The sequence below is a fragment of the Streptomyces sp. NBC_01390 genome, from assembly GCF_045040105.1.
Lineage (GTDB): Bacteria > Actinomycetota > Actinomycetes > Streptomycetales > Streptomycetaceae > Streptomyces.
Genome location: NZ_CP109551.1, coordinates 7651770 through 7669844 on the forward strand (window position 1 = coordinate 7651770; position 18075 = coordinate 7669844).

General features: G+C 70.2%; 14 protein-coding genes and 1 pseudogene. 5 read left to right on the forward strand and 10 right to left on the reverse strand.

Features of this window, described 5'->3' with window-relative positions; all coding sequences use genetic code 11:
- Window positions 1–45 precede the first annotated feature (45 nt).
- On the forward strand, window positions 46–594 hold the full coding sequence (locus OG241_RS34605) for an acyl-CoA thioesterase (RefSeq protein ID WP_405820996.1): 549 nt from the start codon (window positions 46–48) through the stop codon (window positions 592–594).
- Between the two features lie 165 nt (window positions 595–759).
- On the opposite strand, the gene OG241_RS34610 is transcribed toward OG241_RS34605, so the two are convergent.
- A complete protein-coding gene (locus OG241_RS34610) occupies window positions 760–2133 on the reverse strand; it encodes an LCP family protein (protein WP_405820998.1) in 1374 nt (457 codons plus the stop codon).
- Between the two features lie 284 nt (window positions 2134–2417).
- Here OG241_RS34610 and OG241_RS34615 point away from each other — a divergent pair, with 284 nt between their 5' ends.
- Entirely contained in the window at window positions 2418–3467 is a 1050-nt protein-coding gene (locus OG241_RS34615; RefSeq protein WP_405821000.1) for a glycosyltransferase family 2 protein, read from the forward strand.
- 92 nt (window positions 3468–3559) lie between these two features.
- On the opposite strand, the gene OG241_RS34620 is transcribed toward OG241_RS34615, so the two are convergent.
- The 4 genes from OG241_RS34620 to OG241_RS34635 form a co-directional block, all read right to left on the reverse strand.
- The gene (locus tag OG241_RS34620) at window positions 3560–5257 is read right to left on the reverse strand and encodes an LCP family protein (RefSeq protein WP_405821002.1); all 1698 of its coding nucleotides are present in this window, start codon (window positions 5255–5257) and stop codon (window positions 3560–3562) included.
- Window positions 5258–5391: 134 nt separating this feature from the next.
- Entirely contained in the window at window positions 5392–7158 is a 1767-nt protein-coding gene (locus OG241_RS34625; protein ID WP_405821003.1) for an LCP family protein, read from the reverse strand.
- Window positions 7159–7382: 224 nt separating this feature from the next.
- Complete coding sequence (locus OG241_RS34630) at window positions 7383–8528, reverse strand: LCP family protein (RefSeq protein ID WP_405821005.1); 1146 nt, start codon at window positions 8526–8528, stop codon at window positions 7383–7385.
- Between the two features lie 244 nt (window positions 8529–8772).
- Window positions 8773–9543, reverse strand: a complete 771-nt coding sequence (locus OG241_RS34635) for a TIGR03089 family protein (RefSeq protein WP_405821006.1) — start codon at window positions 9541–9543, stop codon at window positions 8773–8775.
- Between the two features lie 120 nt (window positions 9544–9663).
- On the opposite strand from OG241_RS34635, the gene OG241_RS34640 reads away from it, so the two are divergent.
- Both OG241_RS34640 and OG241_RS34645 read left to right on the forward strand, forming a co-directional pair.
- Window positions 9664–11136 carry a peptidoglycan recognition protein gene (locus tag OG241_RS34640; protein WP_405821008.1) on the forward strand — a complete coding sequence of 491 codons (1473 nt, stop codon included), beginning with the start codon at window positions 9664–9666 and terminating at the stop codon, window positions 11134–11136.
- Window positions 11137–11242: 106 nt separating this feature from the next.
- On the forward strand, window positions 11243–12325 hold the full coding sequence (locus OG241_RS34645; protein WP_405821010.1) for a sugar phosphate nucleotidyltransferase: 1083 nt from the start codon (window positions 11243–11245) through the stop codon (window positions 12323–12325).
- 208 nt (window positions 12326–12533) lie between these two features.
- Here the strand turns inward: OG241_RS34645 and OG241_RS34650 are convergent.
- The 5 genes and pseudogenes from OG241_RS34650 to OG241_RS34670 all read right to left on the reverse strand — a co-directional run.
- A pseudogene (locus OG241_RS34650) lies at window positions 12534–12753 on the reverse strand (cobyrinic acid a,c-diamide synthase); the annotation flags it as partial.
- Window positions 12692–13708 (reverse strand): DNA-3-methyladenine glycosylase family protein, encoded by a 1017-nt coding sequence (locus OG241_RS34655; protein WP_405821011.1) that lies wholly within the window; start codon window positions 13706–13708, stop codon window positions 12692–12694. The gene OG241_RS34655 and the pseudogene OG241_RS34650, both read right to left, overlap by 62 nt.
- A gap of 100 nt (window positions 13709–13808) precedes the next feature.
- Window positions 13809–15146 carry a coenzyme F420-0:L-glutamate ligase gene (locus OG241_RS34660; protein WP_405821013.1) on the reverse strand — a complete coding sequence of 446 codons (1338 nt, stop codon included), beginning with the start codon at window positions 15144–15146 and terminating at the stop codon, window positions 13809–13811.
- Between the two features lie 353 nt (window positions 15147–15499).
- Entirely contained in the window at window positions 15500–16459 is a 960-nt protein-coding gene (gene cofD, locus OG241_RS34665) for a 2-phospho-L-lactate transferase (protein ID WP_405821015.1), read from the reverse strand.
- A 71-nt stretch (window positions 16460–16530) separates the two neighbouring features.
- Complete coding sequence (locus OG241_RS34670; protein WP_405821017.1) at window positions 16531–17043, reverse strand: cysteine dioxygenase; 513 nt, start codon at window positions 17041–17043, stop codon at window positions 16531–16533.
- Window positions 17044–17799: 756 nt separating this feature from the next.
- Here OG241_RS34670 and OG241_RS34675 point away from each other — a divergent pair.
- Window positions 17800–18063, forward strand: coding sequence for a WhiB family transcriptional regulator (locus OG241_RS34675; protein ID WP_010034659.1), 264 nt, complete (start codon window positions 17800–17802; stop codon window positions 18061–18063).
- Window positions 18064–18075 lie beyond the last annotated feature (12 nt).

Below are 18075 nucleotides of genomic sequence, written 5' to 3' on the forward strand. Positions count from 1 at the left end.
CTGACACAAATCGCCCACGTGTACGTCCGGCATAAGGTGGACGCCATGACAGACCAGGCCAGCGGGGCGGAAACGGCGCCCCCGGGCAAGCCGACCTCCGCCTCCCGCACCACCCTCAGCCACATCATGACCCACGCCGACACCAACCTCCTGGGTACGGTGCACGGCGGTGTGATCATGAAACTGGTCGACGACGCTGCGGGCGCGGTGGCCGGCCGGCACAGCGGTGGTCCGGCGGTCACGGCGTCGATGGACGAGATGGCGTTCCTGGAGCCGGTCAGGGTGGGCGACCTGGTCCATGTGAAGGCACAGGTCAACTGGACCGGCCGGACCTCGATGGAGGTCGGGGTACGGGTCCTCGCCGAGCGCTGGAACGAGTCGACGCCCGCGACCCAGGTCGGGTCGGCCTACCTGGTCTTCGCGGCCGTGGACGCCGACGGCAAACCCCGCCGCGTGCCCCCGGTCCTCCCGGAGACGGAACGGGACGAACGGCGCTGCCAGGAGGCCCAGATCCGCCGCACCCACCGCCTGGCGAGGCGGCGGGCGATCATGGAACTCAGGGAACGGAGAGCGGCGGAGGGCCTGGCCGACTAGCAGACCGGCCCACTGGCCCACCGGCCCAGTAGTCGACCGGGCCACTGGCCGACCACCGGACCGGAAACGGCTGGGCGGGCGCCAAGCCCGGCTTGCACCGCACCGACCCGGACCGACTCACCAGTTCCCCGACTCACCAGCTCACCGACCCGCCAGCTCACCGACTCACCGGCACACCACCTCGTCCCCCGTACTCACCCCGAACTCCCCGACCCGAACCTTCCGGACCCCCCGGTAGTCCGCCCCGACAGTCACCTTCAGCAGCGCCCCCTGCCCCCGCACCACCCGCAGCGAACTCCCCGGCAACGCCGTCGCCAGCGACCTCGCCGAACGGTCCCACCGGGGGTCGTACGCGATCACCGTCCGCGTCGCCGCCCCCCGCTCCCGCGCGTTCACCGGCGCCCGGGTCGTCGAGAACCCGGTCGCGGCCAGTTCCCGGTCCACCTTCCGGCCCAGCCCTGCCGTGAGCGTCCCGTTCTCGACCTGCACCCGGATCTGCTGCGGCGCCACCTCGACCCGTACCGGCGCGCCCTTCTTACCGCCGCCGCCCCCGCCCCCACCCTTGCGTACCGCCAGCGGCTCGTCCTCGCGCAGCGCCCGGAACAGGCGGCCGGCCTTCGCCTCGTCCCACTTCAGCGTCGAACCGATGCCCTTGACGGCGAACCCCATCCGCCCGATCGGCACGGTCGTGAACTCGGACGACGAAGGGGAGAAGTTCCGCATGGCCCGCCCGAGGTCCAGCAGCTCACCCGTACCGAACTCCTTGTCCGCCCGCACCGACCCCAGGACCGCCCGTGTGATGTCCCGGAACTTCATCGGGTTCAGCAGGACCCCGGACGACGTGGACTGTGCGATCAGCGCCGCCATGAAGCGTTGCTGTCGCTGCATCCGCCCCAGGTCGGAGGACCCGTCGGCGTGCCGTGAACGGACGTACTGCAGGGCCTCCCCGCCGTTCAGCTCATGCTTCCCGGCGGTCAGATCCAGCCCCGTGTAGGAGTCCTTCAGCGCTCGCGGCGTACAGATCTCCACGCCGCCGAGCACATCGACCGTCTTCATGAAGCTGGTGAAGTCGATCTCCAGGTAGTGGTCGATCTTCACGTGCGTCATGTTCTCCACCGTCTGCACGGTGAGGTTCGGGCCGCCCTCCGCGTACGCCGCGTTCAGCTTGATGACATGCCCGCCGTGCCGTCGCCCGGTGGTCCGGTCGATGTGCGGGGGCGTCTCGGCGTACGAGTCGCGCGGCAGGCTGACCACGCTCGCGCGCTCCCGGTCCTCCGAGATGTGGGCGATCATCATCGTGTCGGTGCAGTGGCAGGGCGCGCCGCCGAGCCGGTACTTCCGCCGCTCGGCCTCGCTGATCTTCTCCCGGCTGTCCGTGCCGACCAGCAGCACGTTCATACCGTGCCCGGCCCGCGGACGGTTCTTCATGTCCTTGAAGGGGTCGACCCGGGCGATGTCGGCGTCGAGGCTGGAGACCACCGCGTGCCCGATCCCGGCCGCGGCGAGCACCACGACGGACAGCGTCGTCACCGCCCGCATGGCCCAACGGGGCTTCTTACGCCGTACGGGGGGACGCGGTCGCCCGGACGACGGCCGTGGCCGGCGCTGCGGGGAACCGGGGGAGCGGGGGGATGCGGGGGATACGGGCATGGGGGAGCACCTCCGCGAAGGCTGGCCGGGGGAGGGAATGGGGGGAGGAGCGAGGGGAAGCGGGGGCCGAACGTGGGATCCGTGAGCACCGTAGGCCCATACGATCTGTGGACCGGTTCGGCAAGCGGGCGGCGCGCGTCGGTGTCCCCCGTTCGCGGTAACGTGAGCCCCCTATGAACGCCAAGCCCGACGTGCAGCTGCCCGCCGTGTCCGTGATCATGCCCGTCCTCGACGAGGAGCGGCATCTGCGCGGAGCCGTCCAAGCGATCCTCGCCCAGGAGTACGCCGGCGAGATGGAGGTCGTCATCGCCCTCGGTCCGTCCACGGACCGCACGGACGAGATCGCCGCCGAGCTGGTACGGGAAACGGCCGGCACGAGCAAGCGCGTCCACACGGTCCCCAACCCGACCGGCCGTACGCCCGCCGCGCTGAACGCCGCGATCAAGGCCTCCCGCCACCCCGTCGTCGTACGCGTCGACGGGCACGGCATGCTCTCGCCCGACTACATCGCGACCGCCGTACGTCTCCTCGACGAGACCGGCGCGCAGAACGTCGGCGGGATCATGCACGCCGAGGGCGAGAACGCCTGGGAGCACGCGGTGGCCGCCGCGATGACCTCGAAGATCGGGGTCGGCAACGCCGCCTTCCACACGGGAGGCGTGGCCGGGCCCGCCGAGACCGTGTACCTCGGTGTCTTCCGGCGTGCAGCCCTGGAGCAACAGGGCGGCTACAACGTGGAGTTCATCCGCGCCCAGGACTGGGAGCTGAACTTCCGCATCCGCGAGGCGGGCGGCCTCATCTGGTTCTCGCCCGAGCTGAGGGTGTCGTACCGCCCGAGGCCCTCCGTGCGCGCGCTGGCCAAGCAGTACAAGGACTACGGCCGTTGGCGCCATGTCGTGGCCCGCTACCACGAGGGTTCCATCAACCTGCGCTACCTCGCCCCGCCCACCGCCGTGATCGCGATCGTGGCGGGCGTGCTGCTGGGCGCCGTGGTGACCCCGTGGGCCTTCCTGGTGCCCGGCGGCTACCTCGCGGCGATCACGGCGGGCTCGGTCCCGGCCGGCAAGGGACTTTCCCTGAAGGCCCGGCTGCAGATCCCCGTCGCCCTCGCCACCATGCACATGTGCTGGGGCTGGGGCTTCCTGACGAGCCCCAAGTCGCTTGCCAGGAAGGTGATCGCGGCACGTCGGCCGGCGGTGCTGGACGGCGCGAACGCGGCCTGAAATCGGCCTGAACGACAACGGGGGCCTGCTGTCAGTCAGTCACTGACGGCAGGCTCCCCATCCATGTGCGCGCCCCCATGTGAGCGCCGCCGCTACCAGCGGTAGGGCGAGTAGACGTCCATGCACGCGTCGGTGTCCGAACCGACCACCTTGTCGGCGGTGGCGGGCAGTTGGCCGGCCTTCGGCGCCGCCTGCTTCGGATAGGCCTCGCCCTCACGCCAGTCGGCGCCCACGATCACCGTCACACCGGAGACGTCCGTCGACTTCTTCACCGAACTCACCGGAATTCCCAGGGACTTGGCGACCAGTTGGGCGTCGCCCGCCAGATCGGCACTCGGGTAGCGCACGACCGTCTTCTCCAGGGACAGCGAACCGGACCTGTCCGCCGCCGCGTTGGTGAATCCCTTGCCCGAGAGGACCCCGCTGATCGCGGACGCCCGGCCGCCGACCGCGGCCAGCGTGGCGGTCCGGGTGCCGTTCTGTACGAGCACACCGATCTTGCCGGGATCGGCCGCCGGGTCCGTCGAAGCCGCCGTCGAGGCCGCGGCCGTCGGAGCCTTCGTCGCCGCGGCGCCGCCCTTCCCGTCGAACGCGATGTCGTCGCGGAGCATCGTCCACAACGTCTCGGCGTCGGCGTCGGCCGCCACCAGATGGTTCTTGTTCTGGGGGTCCTCGACGGTCGGCATCGTCGTCATGGTGATGCGGTCGGTCGGCACCGACTTGAGCTGCATGCCCAGGTCGTACAGCTCCTTGACCGTGCCGAGCTCCTCCGACACCGTCAGGGACTTCGTGGCCGCCTCGGCCAGACCGGTCAGCCGCCCGGCGTCCGTGAAGACGTTCTGCGACTTCAGCGTGCGGATCATCGAGTTCATGTACATGTGCTGGGCCTTCGCGCGCCCCAGGTCGCTGTAGAAGGCGTGCCGGGTACGCAGCCACTGCAGCGCCTGCTTGCCCTGGACCTTGTGCTTGCCGGCCGTGAGCTTGAGCCCGGAGCCGCCGGACACGCCTGGCAGCGGGCGGTCCCACACGTTCTGCTTCACACAGACCTCGACGCCGCCGATGGCGTCGGCCATCTTCACCACGCCCGCGAAGTCGATCGTCATCCAGTGGTCGATGTAGACCCCGGTGAGGTTCTGCCAGGTGGCCAGCGTGCAGCCGGCGCCGCCCCGGGCCAGTGAGGTGTTGATGATCGCGTTGGTCGCCTCGAACTTCTCACCGGTGTCGGGGTTGGTGCACTTGGGTATGTCGACGCGGGTGTCGCGCGGAATGCTCACCACGGCCGCGCTCTTGCGGTCGGCGGAGACGTGGACCAGCATCTGCACATCGCCCAGCGGCGGATTGCCGCGGTTGGCCCTGTCACCGCCCAGGGACACGTTGGCGTCGGAGTTACGGCTGTCCGAGCCGATCAGCAGGATGTTCAGCGGGGTCTGCCCGGCCGCGTTCGGCTCGGTCTTCTCCGCCTTGGAGTCGCCGCTGCTGCGCTTGCCCTTCTGGATGTTGCTGTTCAGGTGCTCGTAGTACAGGTAGCCGACCCCGGCCGTGGCGAGTATCAGCACCGAGAGGGTCGCCGCCGACCAGCGCAGCACTTTGCGCTTGCCGGGCCGACGCTGTCTTCCCGCCGAACCACGGTCCCCGTTGCCACCATTGCCGTCAGCCGCATTGCCGCCACCACCGCTGTCGCCGTCGCCGGAGTCGCCCTCCTGCTCGTGCGAGCCGCTTCGCTGCCCCGGAACCCGAGCAGGCCGGACGCCTCGTCGCGTCCCCTCCCCGTGCACACTGCTCTGTGTCATTCCCCTGCCTCCCCACCCTTGCGCCGCCGTCGAACAGGCCTGCCTTGCGTCGGGTAAGACGCAAGGCAGGCCTGTCAGGTCAATCGGCGCACCAAAAACTTCTGGCGCAGACGCCCACTAGTCGATCGGTGTGCTCAGCTGGCGCACTTCACCTTGTCCGCCGTGGACTGTCCCTCCACGGTCGGTGCCTTCGCCGGCGCGGTGAGCGAGACGCCGGCTCCCTTGAAGTCCTTGCCCAGGGTCAGCGTCATGGTGGGCAGCCCCTGGGAGTTCGTCACACTCTTGCCGGGCTTCATCGCCGCACCGGACAGCCCCATGATGGCGGCCAGCCGCCGGGCCTGGTCGGCCTGGTCGGGCGCGTACTCCAGCGTTGTCTTCGCGAGCTCCGCCGAGGCGTTGCCCGCGTTCTCGGACTTGGTCACACCCTCATCATTCTGCAGGTAGTTAAGAGTCGCCTGTGCGGAGCCGGCGACGGCACCACCGTTCAGGATCTGCACCCGCACGTCGGAGGCGGCGGCTTTGGTCCCCTTGAGGCGGGCGGCGACGGCAGCCGCCTCCTTGGCCTTCTGCTGCTTGACGGCGGTGAACGACACGTCGTTGGCGATCGCGTTGAACACCTCGGGACTCGAGACCGGGTTGACGATCACCGTCTTGCGTACGACGCCGTCCGCCGGGTTGTCGATGACCGGCACTGTCATGAAGGTGATGTTCTTCGTCGGCACCTTCTTCAGCTCCAGCGCCACGTCCTTGAGCGTGGAGACCTTGCCGAGACCGGTGTCCACGGTCAGCGCCTTGGTGGCCGCATCCGCGAGCTTCAGCAGCTTGGCCGGGTTGGTCAGCGTGTCACTGGAGGCCATCTTGCGCATCAGTGAGCTGAGGAACTGCTGCTGGACCTTGATCCGGTCCAGGTCACCCTGGTTGCCGAAGCTGTGCCGCGTACGGACGAAGGCGAGCGCCTGTTCCCCCTCGACCGTCGACTTGCCGGCCGGCAGCTTCAGCTTCGACTCCTTGTCGTTGACGGCCTTGGTCACACAGACCTCGACCCCGCCGACAGCAGTCGTCAGCGTCTTCACGGCGTTGAAGTCGGCCATCATGAAGTGGTCCGGCGAGATGCCCGTGACCTCCTTCACCGTGCGCATGGTGCAGCCGGGGTCGCGCTCGTCCTGCCCGAGGCTGGTGTTGAAGCGGACGTCCTGCGTGCCCGCGACGATCTTCTCGGTCCCGTCCTTCAGTACGGTCGGGCAGTCCGGGACGTCGACGATCAGGTCACGCGGAATGCTCAGCGCGGTCGCGTTCGTCCGGTCCTTGGAGACGTGCAGCAGGATCGTCGTGTCCGCGTGCCCGACGCTACCCGCGTCACCGTAGGCCTCGTTGCCCGCGCCGGTGCGCTTGTCCGTGCCGATGATGAGGATGTTGAAGGCCTCGTCCTTGCTGAAGCCGGACTTGGCCGCCGTACCGACATCCGTCGTCTGGACGTTGCCCTCAAGGTGCTTGAGGTAGAAGTAGCCGGCTGCGGTGGTGGCCACCAGGACGAAGGCCATGGTCCCGCCCGTCCAGAGCAGCACCTTCTTGGCCTTCGACTTCTTCTTCTGCGGGGCGCGCGAACGGCGCCGCCCGGGCAGCGGATCCTCCTCGGGCACACCACGGCGCCGTCTCGGCGGAGGTACCTGCCCGGGAGTGCCTGGCACCCCGTGCGTCTCTCGCTCTCGCTCCCGCTCCGGTGCCGCCGAACGCCCGCGTCCCGTACCCGCGTTGGCGGGTGCGGATCGACGAGGTCCCGGGACCGCTGATTGCGGTGCGGAGGGAGTCAGTCGCAGTTCGTATTCGCCGGTGCTCGGGTTGAGCACCCACTGGTCTGCGGGGTCGATGTCGCCCGCCTGCCCACGGCCTTGCGCGTCCACGGTTGTCTGCATCCTCCGTCGGGGCCACGCGGCGCCTTTCCCCCTCCAAAGGCGCTCGGGTCTCGGTCTGCCGGTGTGCACACGACACGTGTCCTGACGCACCGGATCGCTCACACTATCCGTCCAGTTGGGCGTCAAGTGACGGCGGTGACAAATTCCACGTCCCTACAACTGGGCAATCCGCCCAATTTCTTGAACTAAGGTTCGCCGACTTGGCAAGCGCTTTACCCGCAGACGTCCTGGGCGGCCGTGTTCCCGCGAAAAACGGGGACGCGGGTGTGTTCGGGAGGCGAGGTGGAGGTGGCGCCCGGAACCGACTTCTCCGCCCTTACGGCGACCGGGGAATCCGTCCGAAGCCGGTTGAACAGCCGCCCGGCAGCCGGCTCGGTCAACTGGTCGCGATTGGCGTCGTAGGCATACGACTCGCGCGGAACGGTCAGGAACTGCACACGTTCGGTAGGAATGTCGCGCATACCACGCACCAACTGATACAAACCGCGCAAACTGGCCAGAGCGGGGTCCGTCGTGAGGGACGACGTCGCGGCGTCGAGGACCGGATAGAGCTTCACCGGGTTCAGCAGTACGTCGTCGCTCTGCACCTTGTTGACGAGTGCCCCGAGAAAACGCTGCTGCCGGTCCATCCGCCCGGTGTCGCTCCCGTTGCCGAGGGACTTGCGCGCCCGCACGTACCCGAGCGCCTGTTCGCCGTCGAGAGTCACCTTCCCGGCGGGCAGCCGCAGTCTGGCCTCCCGGTCGTCGACCGGCTTCGCCAGACACACCTCGACCCCGTCGACGGCGTCGACCATGTCCTTGAAGCCGTGGAAGTCGACCACCATGTGATGGTCGATCCGGATGTCCGTCAGCTTTTCGACGGTACGGATCGTGCAGGCCGAACCCCCCTGCTGGAAGGCCTGGTTGAACATCGTGAACATCGGCTTCCCGCGACTCCCGTCCGGCCGCAGGCAACTCGGCACGTCCACCATCAGGTCGCGCGGCAGGGACATGGCGGTGGCGTTCCGGCGGTCGGCGGCCAGATGCAACAGGATCGTCGTGTCCGACCGCGCGGTCCCCGAGTCCCGCCCGTACTCGCGGTTCCCGTCCCCGGCCCGTGAGTCGGACCCGATCAGCAGGATGTTCTGCGCCCCGCGCACGAGCGCGGTGGGCCGCTCCTTCTCGTACCGGGCGAGCTCGGCGGCGGCATCGTGGTCCGGGGTGATGTTCCCGTCGAGCTTGGCGTAGACCCCGATCCCGACCCCGACGGTGGCGAGGGACAGGACTCCGACCCCGAGAACGGCCCGCCGAACCCAACGCCGCCGCACGAGCCGGGTGGCCCCGGTACCCGGCCCGAGGGCGCGTACGGTCTCGGTCACGACTGGCCCACCCCTCCATGGCGTGTACGTGTTCTACGACCATGTCCCGGCGGAGAGGCGAGGGCGCCCGCTGTTGGGCCGAACGAATGACTGCGGATGACTGCGGGGGAGGGCACCGGCCCAGGGGTGCGGGGCTGTCGCCCAGGGATGCGGGGCTGTGACATGTGCGGCTCAGCCGCGTGGGCGCGACAGGGCCCCACCGGCCCGCAGCCGGGAGGAGGGCAGGGTGCCCCTATCTGTGGCCCTATCCGTGGCCCTGGCCGTGGCGCGTGGCCGTGACGCGCTCGTCCTCGACCCGCTTGGCCACCACACCCTCGTCCGCCCGCTCGAGATGCCGGCACAACACCACGGACCCCCCGGTCGCGAGAGGTGAGTACAGCCCCGCGCTGACCCCGTCCCACGTGTCGTAGTCCAACCCCGACAGCAGCCGCGACCCAGGCCCCGTAAGTCCCAACTCGACCGCGTCAGCCCGTGCCCGTTCGACGACCTCCGCCCCCGTGAGCTGCGCCCCGGCCACGATCAGTGCGGGCGCCTCCGGGTCGACGGGCGCGTACGGCGCGAACCGGTCGCCCTGCCCCGGCACCTCCACCGCGTAGTCGGCGAAGCCGGCCGGAGCCTGCGGAAACCGCCCGCCCAACGGCCGCAGCGCGAGCGCGATCCGCTCGCCGGAACAGGCGCGCGCCGCCTCCAGCGTGTCGGGCCCGCTGACGACGATGTCGGCGGCGCCGGGCTCGCCCCCCAGGTCGGCGACGACACCCACCGACGAACACGCGAGCAGCCACACCGCCGTCTGCCAGTGCGCGGGCAGCAGCAGCGCGACCCGGTCACCGGGTTCGGCGGACAGCTCGCCCTGGAGGAGATTCGCGGTCTTGGCCACCCAATTGGCGAAGGTGGCCACGGACAATTCGACACGTTCGCCCGTGGCGTCGTCGTAGAAGGTCACCAGCGGGCGCGCGGGGTCCGCGGCGAGCGCGGAACGCAGCAGGTGGGCAGGGGTGCGGTCGGTGGCGTTCACCCGCGCAAGAGTACGCAGGAGCGCGCCCGGCCGTGGGCTCGGGCCGCCTCGCGGAGCCACCGGTTCGGGTGAACGCAGCGGACTGTCCGTCAGTTCATCGTTGGACAGGTATGTATGACTATGTCCAGGATCAGGGGCATGCGTGGATACCTTTCTTCTTCCATCGGCGTCGTATGCGCAACAGCCCTGGCGCTTCCGTTGACCCTGCCCTCAACCCCGGCTTCGGCCTCGGCGAGACCCGCCGAGACGCGACCGACAACATCGACCCCCGCAGCCCCTGCGGCCACCGTGGCTGTCGCTGCGCCGGACGTTCCCGGCAGCACCCAGTCGCTCCCGCTCGCCCCCCGCCCCGGTGACCGTACGCTCGGCCCGGCCGCCGAACAGGGCCTGTACCGTCCGGACGTACGGCACTTCTCACTGGTCGGCGTCATCTGGGACAACCCGGACACCGAGCTGTACGGCAAGGTCCAGGTCCGCACCCGGGAGGCCGTCGGCGGTCACTGGTCCGGCTGGCAGGACGTCGAGACGCACAACCACGAGCACTCGGCCGACCCCGACACCGCCGAGCGTGTCTCGGGCCGGGTCCGCGGCTCCACGGCTCCCCTGTGGGTGGGCGACTCGGACGGCGTCGAGGTGCGCGTACGGGCGGACGGCGAGGGGCACGCCTCGGACGCCCGGTCCCCCCTCCCGGCAGGGATGCGCCTCGAACTGGTGGACCCGGGCAAGGCGCCCACCGAACCCGCAGGGCAGCCCACCCGCACCATGGAACCGACGGGCCAGACGGGCCAGACGGGGCCGAAGGGAACGACGGAGCCGGAGTACGCCACCGCGTCCGCGAAATCGGCCGCTGAATCGGCCGAGGCCAACGTAGATCTGGCCCCGCTGGGCGCGACCGAGATCCCGGCCCTGGACAGACAACGGACCGAAGAAGAGGCACTGGCCCTGCGGCGGCAGGAGACCCGACCGGAAGAGCGACGGGTGACGCCGTTCATCGGCCCGCGTCCGCGGATCGTCACCCGGCGCGGCTGGGGTGCGGACGAGGGCCTGCGTGAAAGCGGCTTCGTCTACACGAAGACGGTGAAGGCGGCCTTCGTGCACCACACGGCCTCGGGCAACAAGTACTGGTGTTCGGAGGTCCCGTCCCTCATCCGCGGCATCTACCGCTACCACGTGGAAAGCAGCGGCTGGCGGGACATCGGCTACAACTTCCTCGTCGACCGGTGCGGAAACATCTACGAGGGACGCGCCGGCGGTGTGGCGAAGCCGGTGAGGGGCGCGCACACGCTCGGCTTCAACACCAACAGCATGGGAATCGCCGTCCTCGGAACTTTCGTCAACTCCAAGCCGTCCAAGCGGGCAGTGGGGGCGATCGCCCGGCTCACCGCCTGGAAGCTCGGCCTGTTCGGGGGCAATCCGAACGGAAAGACATACCTGACGTCAGGTGGTGGGAATCTCTACCCAAAGGGAAAGAACGTACGACTGAACGTGATCTCCGGCCACCGGGACGGCTTCGCCACCGAGTGTCCGGGCCGACTGCTCTACGGGAGGCTCGGCTCGGCGCGCAAGACGGCGGCCAAATACCAGGGGCGCTGAGCACCTTCATCGGGCCACCGGAGTTCGGTTCTGCATACAAACGGTCTGCATACACTGGCCGACCGAACGACGTTCGGTCGGTCCCGGCAGGAAGCAGAGACGACAGGTGACAGAAGCGATCCTCCTGGTCGGCGGCAAGGGCACCCGACTGCGTCCGCTCACCGTGCACACCCCGAAGCCGATGGTCCCGGCCGCCGGTGTCCCCTTCCTCACGCACCAGTTGGCGAGAGCGAGAGCGGCCGGGGTGGAGCACATCATCCTGGCCACCTCCTACCTGGCCGAGGTCTTCGAACCGCACTTCGGTGACGGCTCGTCGCTCGGCCTCCATCTGGAGTACGTCACCGAGGACGAACCCCTCGGCACGGGCGGCGCGATCCGCAACGTGGCCTCGCGCCTGCACTCCGCCCCCGACGACCCGGTCCTCGTCTTCAACGGCGACATCCTCACCGGCCTGGACATCAGGGCCCTGGTACGCACCCACGAGTCGACGTCGGCGGACGTCTCGCTCCACCTCACCCGGGTGACGGACCCCAGGGCCTACGGCCTGGTCCCCACCGACGAAACAGGCCGGGTGACCGCGTTCCTGGAGAAACCCCAGACTCCCGAGGAGATGGTCACCGACCAGATCAACGCGGGGGCGTACGTCTTCCGCCGCTCGGTCATCGACACGATCCCGGCGGGCCGCCCGGTGTCGGTGGAAAGAGAAACGTTCCCTGAACTCCTTTCCGTCGGCGCACACCTCCAGGGCCTGGTCGACTCGACGTACTGGCTGGACCTCGGCACCCCGGCGGCCTTCGTCCGCGGCTCGGCGGACCTCGTCCTGGGCCGGGCCCCGTCCCCCGCGGTCCCCGGCCGCTGCGGCGACCGACTGATCCTCCCCTCGGCCCGGGTGGCCCGCGACGCCAAGCTGACCGGCGGCACGGTGGTGGGCGAGGGCGCGTTCGTGGCGGAGGGGGCACGCGTCTCGGGCAGCACGATCCTGGCGGGCGCGGTGGTCGAACCGGGCGCGGTCATCACCGACTCCCTGATCGGTACGAGGGCCCGCGTCGGCGAACGCTCGGTCCTCACCGGCACGGTCATCGGCGACGGCGCGATCATCGGCGCCGACAACGAACTGAGGGAGGGCGTACGGGTCTGGTGCGACGCCAGAATCCCAGCGGGGGCGCTCCGCTTCTCGTCGGACCAGTAGACCAACGGTGCTGCGGCGCGGGCGGGGGTTTCCCACCCGCCCGTTCACCGTCTGTGCCCAGCGCGGGCCGAGGCGTCTCGGCCGACCCGGCGACCACGGACGAGCCCGTTTCAGCCCAGGCCGAGGTTTCCCACCCACCCACCCGTTCACCGTCTGTGCTCAGCGCGGGCCGAGGCTCGATTCGGCCCGCACTTCTTTCCCACCCACCCGCCCCCACCGCTTCTGCAGCCCAGGCCCGCATTTCCAGCCCGTCCGGCGCTTGAGGACGAGGCCCCTTCAGGGCCGACAGGGGGTCTGGGGGCGCAGCCCCCAGGAACAGGATGGGACGGGTAGGGGCGGCGGGGGCGAGGAAACCGCCCCGCCGACTCAAAGCCGCCCAATATCCACCTTGCGCATACGCGGCGCCCGCCGCCCCGGCGTACGCCCACTCAGCAGAATCAACCGAGCCGCCCGATGCCGCTGCCCCGCATACGGCTCCAGCAACGACAACATCACCTCGTCATCCGCATCCCGATCCCCCGCCAGCGCGAACCCGACGATCCCCGGCAGATGCAGATCCCCCACAGTCACTGCGTCCGCCGCCCCATGACTCCGCTGCACCACCTCCGCCGAGGTCCACGGCCCCACCCCCACAACCAGCTCCAACCGAGCCCGCGCCCGCTCCGGATCCAGCGCCACAGCCTCCTCCAGCCGCGCCGCGACCCGTACCGCCCGCAGAATCGTCGACGCCCGCTTGTTGTCGACCCCGGCCCGATGCCACTCCCAGGACGGAATCAGAGCCCAGTCCCGAGCCGAGGGCACAACGAACAACCCACGAGGCGAACTCTCCGGCCCAGGCGCAGGCTCCCCGAACTTCCGTACGAGCAACCGCCAAGCCCGATAGGCCTCATCGGTCGTGACCTTCTGCTCCAGCACGGACGGAATCAGCGACTCCATGACCAGCCCGGTCCGCGTCAGCCGCAACCCGGGGCGCCGATGCCGAGCGAGCGCGACAATCCGGTGCCGAGGCGCGAACGCCTCGGGATCGTCGGCGGCCCCCAGCAACTCGGGCAACTGTTCCAGCAGCCACTCGGCCCCGGGCCCCCACGCCTCCCCCCGGACCACCCCGTCCCGCAGTGCGACCCGTAGCGTCCCGGGCCCGGCGGGCGTACGACAGGCCCGCCACACGGACCCGTCCGGCGCCGCCCGGAACGTAGGGTCGCCGGGCCCGCGCCGCAACGGCCCCAGCACCAGCCCGAGGTCGAGCGGCACCCCGGGCACCCAGGTCCGGGTCCGCCCCGGCGCGGACGCCTGCCGAGGCACCCCACCGGGCACGGCGACATGCCCACCCCGCACAGTCGCACGAGTGGGCCGGGAAGGCTGGGAAGCGAACCGTCCTGCCACGAAACCGTTCCTAGCACACAGAGAACAAAGCCCGAAGAAAAGCCAGAAGAAACGAACCCTCTAGAGGGACAGCCGCACCCCGAGGTCTGTGCCCCCGAACTCACCGCACCTCGATGAACGCCCCCGCATCCCGATCCACCCGAGCACGCGGCGCCTCCGCCGGATGCCCGACCGCGACCGCCCCCATCGGATCCCACCCCGCGGGCAGCTTCAGCACCTCCCGCACGACATCCCGGCAGAACATCGTCGAGGACACCCACGCCGACCCGAGCCGCTCCCCGGCCAGCGCGACGAGGAAGTTCTGCACGCCGGCCCCGGTCGCCACCACGAACATCTCCCGCTCGGCCCCGTCCCGCCGAGCGTCGCCGTACGTGTGCGACCCGTCCATCACCAGACAGGGCACCACCAGATAAGGCGCCCCCCGCAGCACATCCCCACGCCGCACCCGCTTCTCGACGGACGCCTCGCTCTTCCCGTCCCGCCGCAGATCCGCGATCCAGGCGTCCCGCATCGCGTCGAGCAGCTCGGTCCGCGACCGCTCGGACTCCAGCAGTACGAAGCGCCAGGGCGTCGTGTGATGAGGAGCGGGCGCGGTCACCGCGGCGGCGACCGCGCGCCGTACCGCACCGGAGTCGACGGGCTCGTCCGTGAAGGCCCGCACCGTACGCCGCTGGGTCACGGCCTCCCGTACGGCCTCCGACGTACCGAGCCGGAACATGTCGTCGCGGGCATCGCGCACCAGGTCCCGCGCCCCCGACCCCTCGGCGTCGTCGCCCTCGACCACCACATGCGGCAGTCCGCGCACGACGGCGACGGGCAGCCCCGAAGCCTTGCCCTTGACGAGATCCCCGGCGGCGGCCAGCTCATCGGCGGTCGCCACGACCGTCGCGGAGAGCGGGTTGCCGTACGCGTCCGTGCCCCCGCGCAGATCGTCGAGCACACGTACGCCCGCGGCGCCGATCGCCACGTCCGTGAGCCCCGCGCGCCACGGTCGCCCGAAGGTGTCGGTCACGACGACGCCGACGTTGACGCCCAGCGCGTCCCTCACTCCGTCCCGGACCGCGCGCGCGGAGGCGTCGGGATCCTCGGGCAGCAACAGCACCGTCCCGGAGGGCGTGTTGGAGGCGTCGACGCCGGCCGCGGCCATCACCAGCCCCTGCCGGTTCTCCACGATGCGCAGGGCGCCGCGCCGGGCGACGACCCGCACGGTCTCGGCGTCGATGGCGGCCTCCCGGTCCACCGCCTTGACGACGCGTCCCTCGGCCTTGGACACGATCTTCGACGTGACGAGCAACACGTCCCCGTCGAGCAGCCCGGGCTCGGCAACGGCGATGAGCTTCGCGAGATCGTCCCCCCGCTGAACCTCGGGCAGCCCACCCACAGCCCAGACCCGATACCCGCCCCCCGAACCAACACCACGGCCAGCGACGCCCGGCACCCGACTGCCCTCGCCTTCGACTCCACCTTCAACGGCGCCCGGCACCAGATCGCCCCCGCCGCCGACTCCACCCTCAGGGACCCCCGGGACCCGACCGCCCTCGCCTTCGACTCCACCGTCAGCGGCGCCCCGGACCTGGCCGCCTCCGCCTTCGACTCCACCCTCAACGGCGCCCGGCACCTGACCGCCCCCGCCGCCGACTCCACCCTCAGAGGCCCCCGGCACCTGACCGAGCTCGCCTTCGACTCCACCTTCAACGGCGCCCGGCACCTGTCCGCTCCCGCCGCCGACTCCACGCCCGGGGGCCCCCGGGACCCGACCGCCCCCGCCCCCCGCACCGGAAAGCTCGCCGTTCACGCGCCCCGCACCTCCTCCGCCAGTGCCAGCGCCTCGCGCGCCATCTGCGCCGACGCCTCCACGTCCGTCATCATCAGCGGCACGGCACGGCAGCGGATGCCCGCCGACTCCACCCGCGCCACCGCGCCCGCGTCGACCGTGTCGACGAGCCAGCCGTCCAGCAGTCCCGAGCCGTAGTGCTCGGCGACGGCCGCCGCCGTGGACTCCACGCCCACCGCCGCGAGCACCTTGTCGGCCATCCCACGCACGGGCGCGTCCCCGACGATGGGGGAGAGGCCCACCACGGGCACCCCGGCCTCGGCGATGGCCTCGCGGATCCCGGGCACGGCCAGGATCGTGCCGACGGACACGACCGGGTTGGACGGCGGGAAGAGGATCACGTCGGCGTCGGCGATCGACTCCAGGACCCCCGGCGCCGGCTTCGCCTGCTCCGCGCCGACCGGCACGATGGCCTCGGCCGGAACGGAGGCCCGCAGCCGCACCCAGTACTCCTGGAAGTGGACGGCCTTGCGCTCGCCGTCCACCTCGACGGCTACATGCGTCTCCACCCGGTCGTCGGACATCGGGATGAGCCGCACCCCTGGCTTCCACCGGTCGCACAGCGCCTCGGTGACGGCGCTCAGCGGATAACCCGCGCCGAGCATCTGCGTCCGCACGATGTGCGTGGCGAAGTCCCGGTCGCCGAGACCGAACCACTCCGGCCCGACGCCGTACGCCGCGAGCTCCTCCTTCAGGTGGAAGGTCTCGTCGGTCCGCCCCCAGCCCTGCTCCTCGTTGATACCGCCGCCGAGGGTGTACATCACCGTGTCGAGGTCCGGGCAGACCTTCAGCCCGAAGAGGTGAATGTCGTCCCCGGTGTTGCCGATGACGGTGATATCGGCGTCCGGCACGGCCCGCTGAAGACCGCGCAGGAACCGGGCACCGCCGATGCCGCCTGCCAGAACCACAATGCGCATGCCGCCAAGTCTTGCAGGCGGGTACGACAACGCGTCGACCGGTCGTCGAGCCGTGGGCCGGGGCGCCGCTCTCAGCCGGTCACGACCGCCTCCGCCGCCTCCGCCGTCGCCGGCGCGCAGCGCGCCGCGTGCATCGGCATCTCCGTCAGGCCCGGGAAGTAGACGTGCAGGCTCACGGCCGGTTCGAGGGTGTCGTTGACCACCTCGTGCACGTAACCCGGAGCGAACGCCCTCTGCGCACCCGCCCGCAACGCGCGCGTGCCGCGCTCCGTCCGCTCGGTCAGCTGCCCGTCCAGGACGGTCAGGACACCCGACGAACCGCCGTGGTCGTGCGGCCCGCTGCCCTGCCCGGGGACCCACGACAGCAGCCACACCTCGTATCCCGGGCCGGTGCGCAGCCGGTGGTACCAGCGCGACGTCGCGTCGTACTGGACGAGGTGCTCCCACTGGGAGCGGTCCCCGGCGATGGCGCGGGCCAGACCGACGAAGTCGGCGACGGTGGCCGGGTGCTCGCGGGGGGCCTGGAGGAGGTGCGGTACTTCGAGGATGTCGCCGGCGATCTGGAGGTCGCTGTCGCTGTTCATGGAGTGCGGAGGTCCTCGGCGGGAGAAGTGTGGGGGTTGGCTGGGTGTCGCGTACCGTCCGCCCGGGTCGCGGGCGGGAAAGGCATCGCCCTGATGTGGGCTTCGAGGGAGCAGCAGCCGAGTCGCGGTGGACTCAGAGGCAGCCGGAGCGCGTTGGGCTCAACAGCTGGAACGGCGACAACAGCTACAGCGAGCACGAGCAGCACCGAGGGACCGCGCGGGGCGGGTCGAGGTGAGTGCCGAGTTCGCGAGCATGCCCACAAGGACATCGGTTCACACCTGCACTGTCAACTCGACACCCGGTATGTGGGACGAGTTTCACCTCATCCGGTCCATCTCGCTGGCGAAAGGTTTGTGCGTCCGCCTCCGAGGACACATGGCGCACAACCGGGCGTACGGACCTCACCGCGACCCAATGGTCCCCAGGCAACCCGCGGGCGACCCGCAGGCGGTCCGATGTGATCCGGTTCGCTTCGGCGCGTATGTCGGAACGAGATCGAACTTCTGGGCGTCATCCCCTGTACAAGCTCTGCGCGGGGGTAGTCGCCCTCCGGGGCCTCCTCTGCCCTGTCAAGGTTTATGCCGATTTGAACACTTTCCGCATGGCCTTGGTTCCGCAGAGTGAATAAGGGACCCAATAGCAGATCTCAGCTTGACTCGCCCGGAGCAGCACACTTGTAATTTCACTCGTGTCGTTCGGCCGATATCGGTTGACGGCAACCTCACGGGGACGCGAAAGACAGACGAGGGGCGCACATGACCGAGACGGTGCAGCAACTGCTGGTCGACGACGCGGACGAGGAACTCGGCTGGCAGGAGCGCGCACTGTGCGCCCAGACCGACCCCGAGTCCTTCTTTCCCGAGAAGGGCGGCTCGACCCGCGAGGCCAAGAAGGTCTGCCTCGCCTGCGAGGTCCGCTCCGAGTGCCTTGAGTACGCCCTCGCGAACGACGAACGCTTCGGTATCTGGGGCGGTCTGTCCGAGCGCGAACGCCGCCGGCTGAAGAAGGCCGCCGTCTGAGGCGTACGGCAC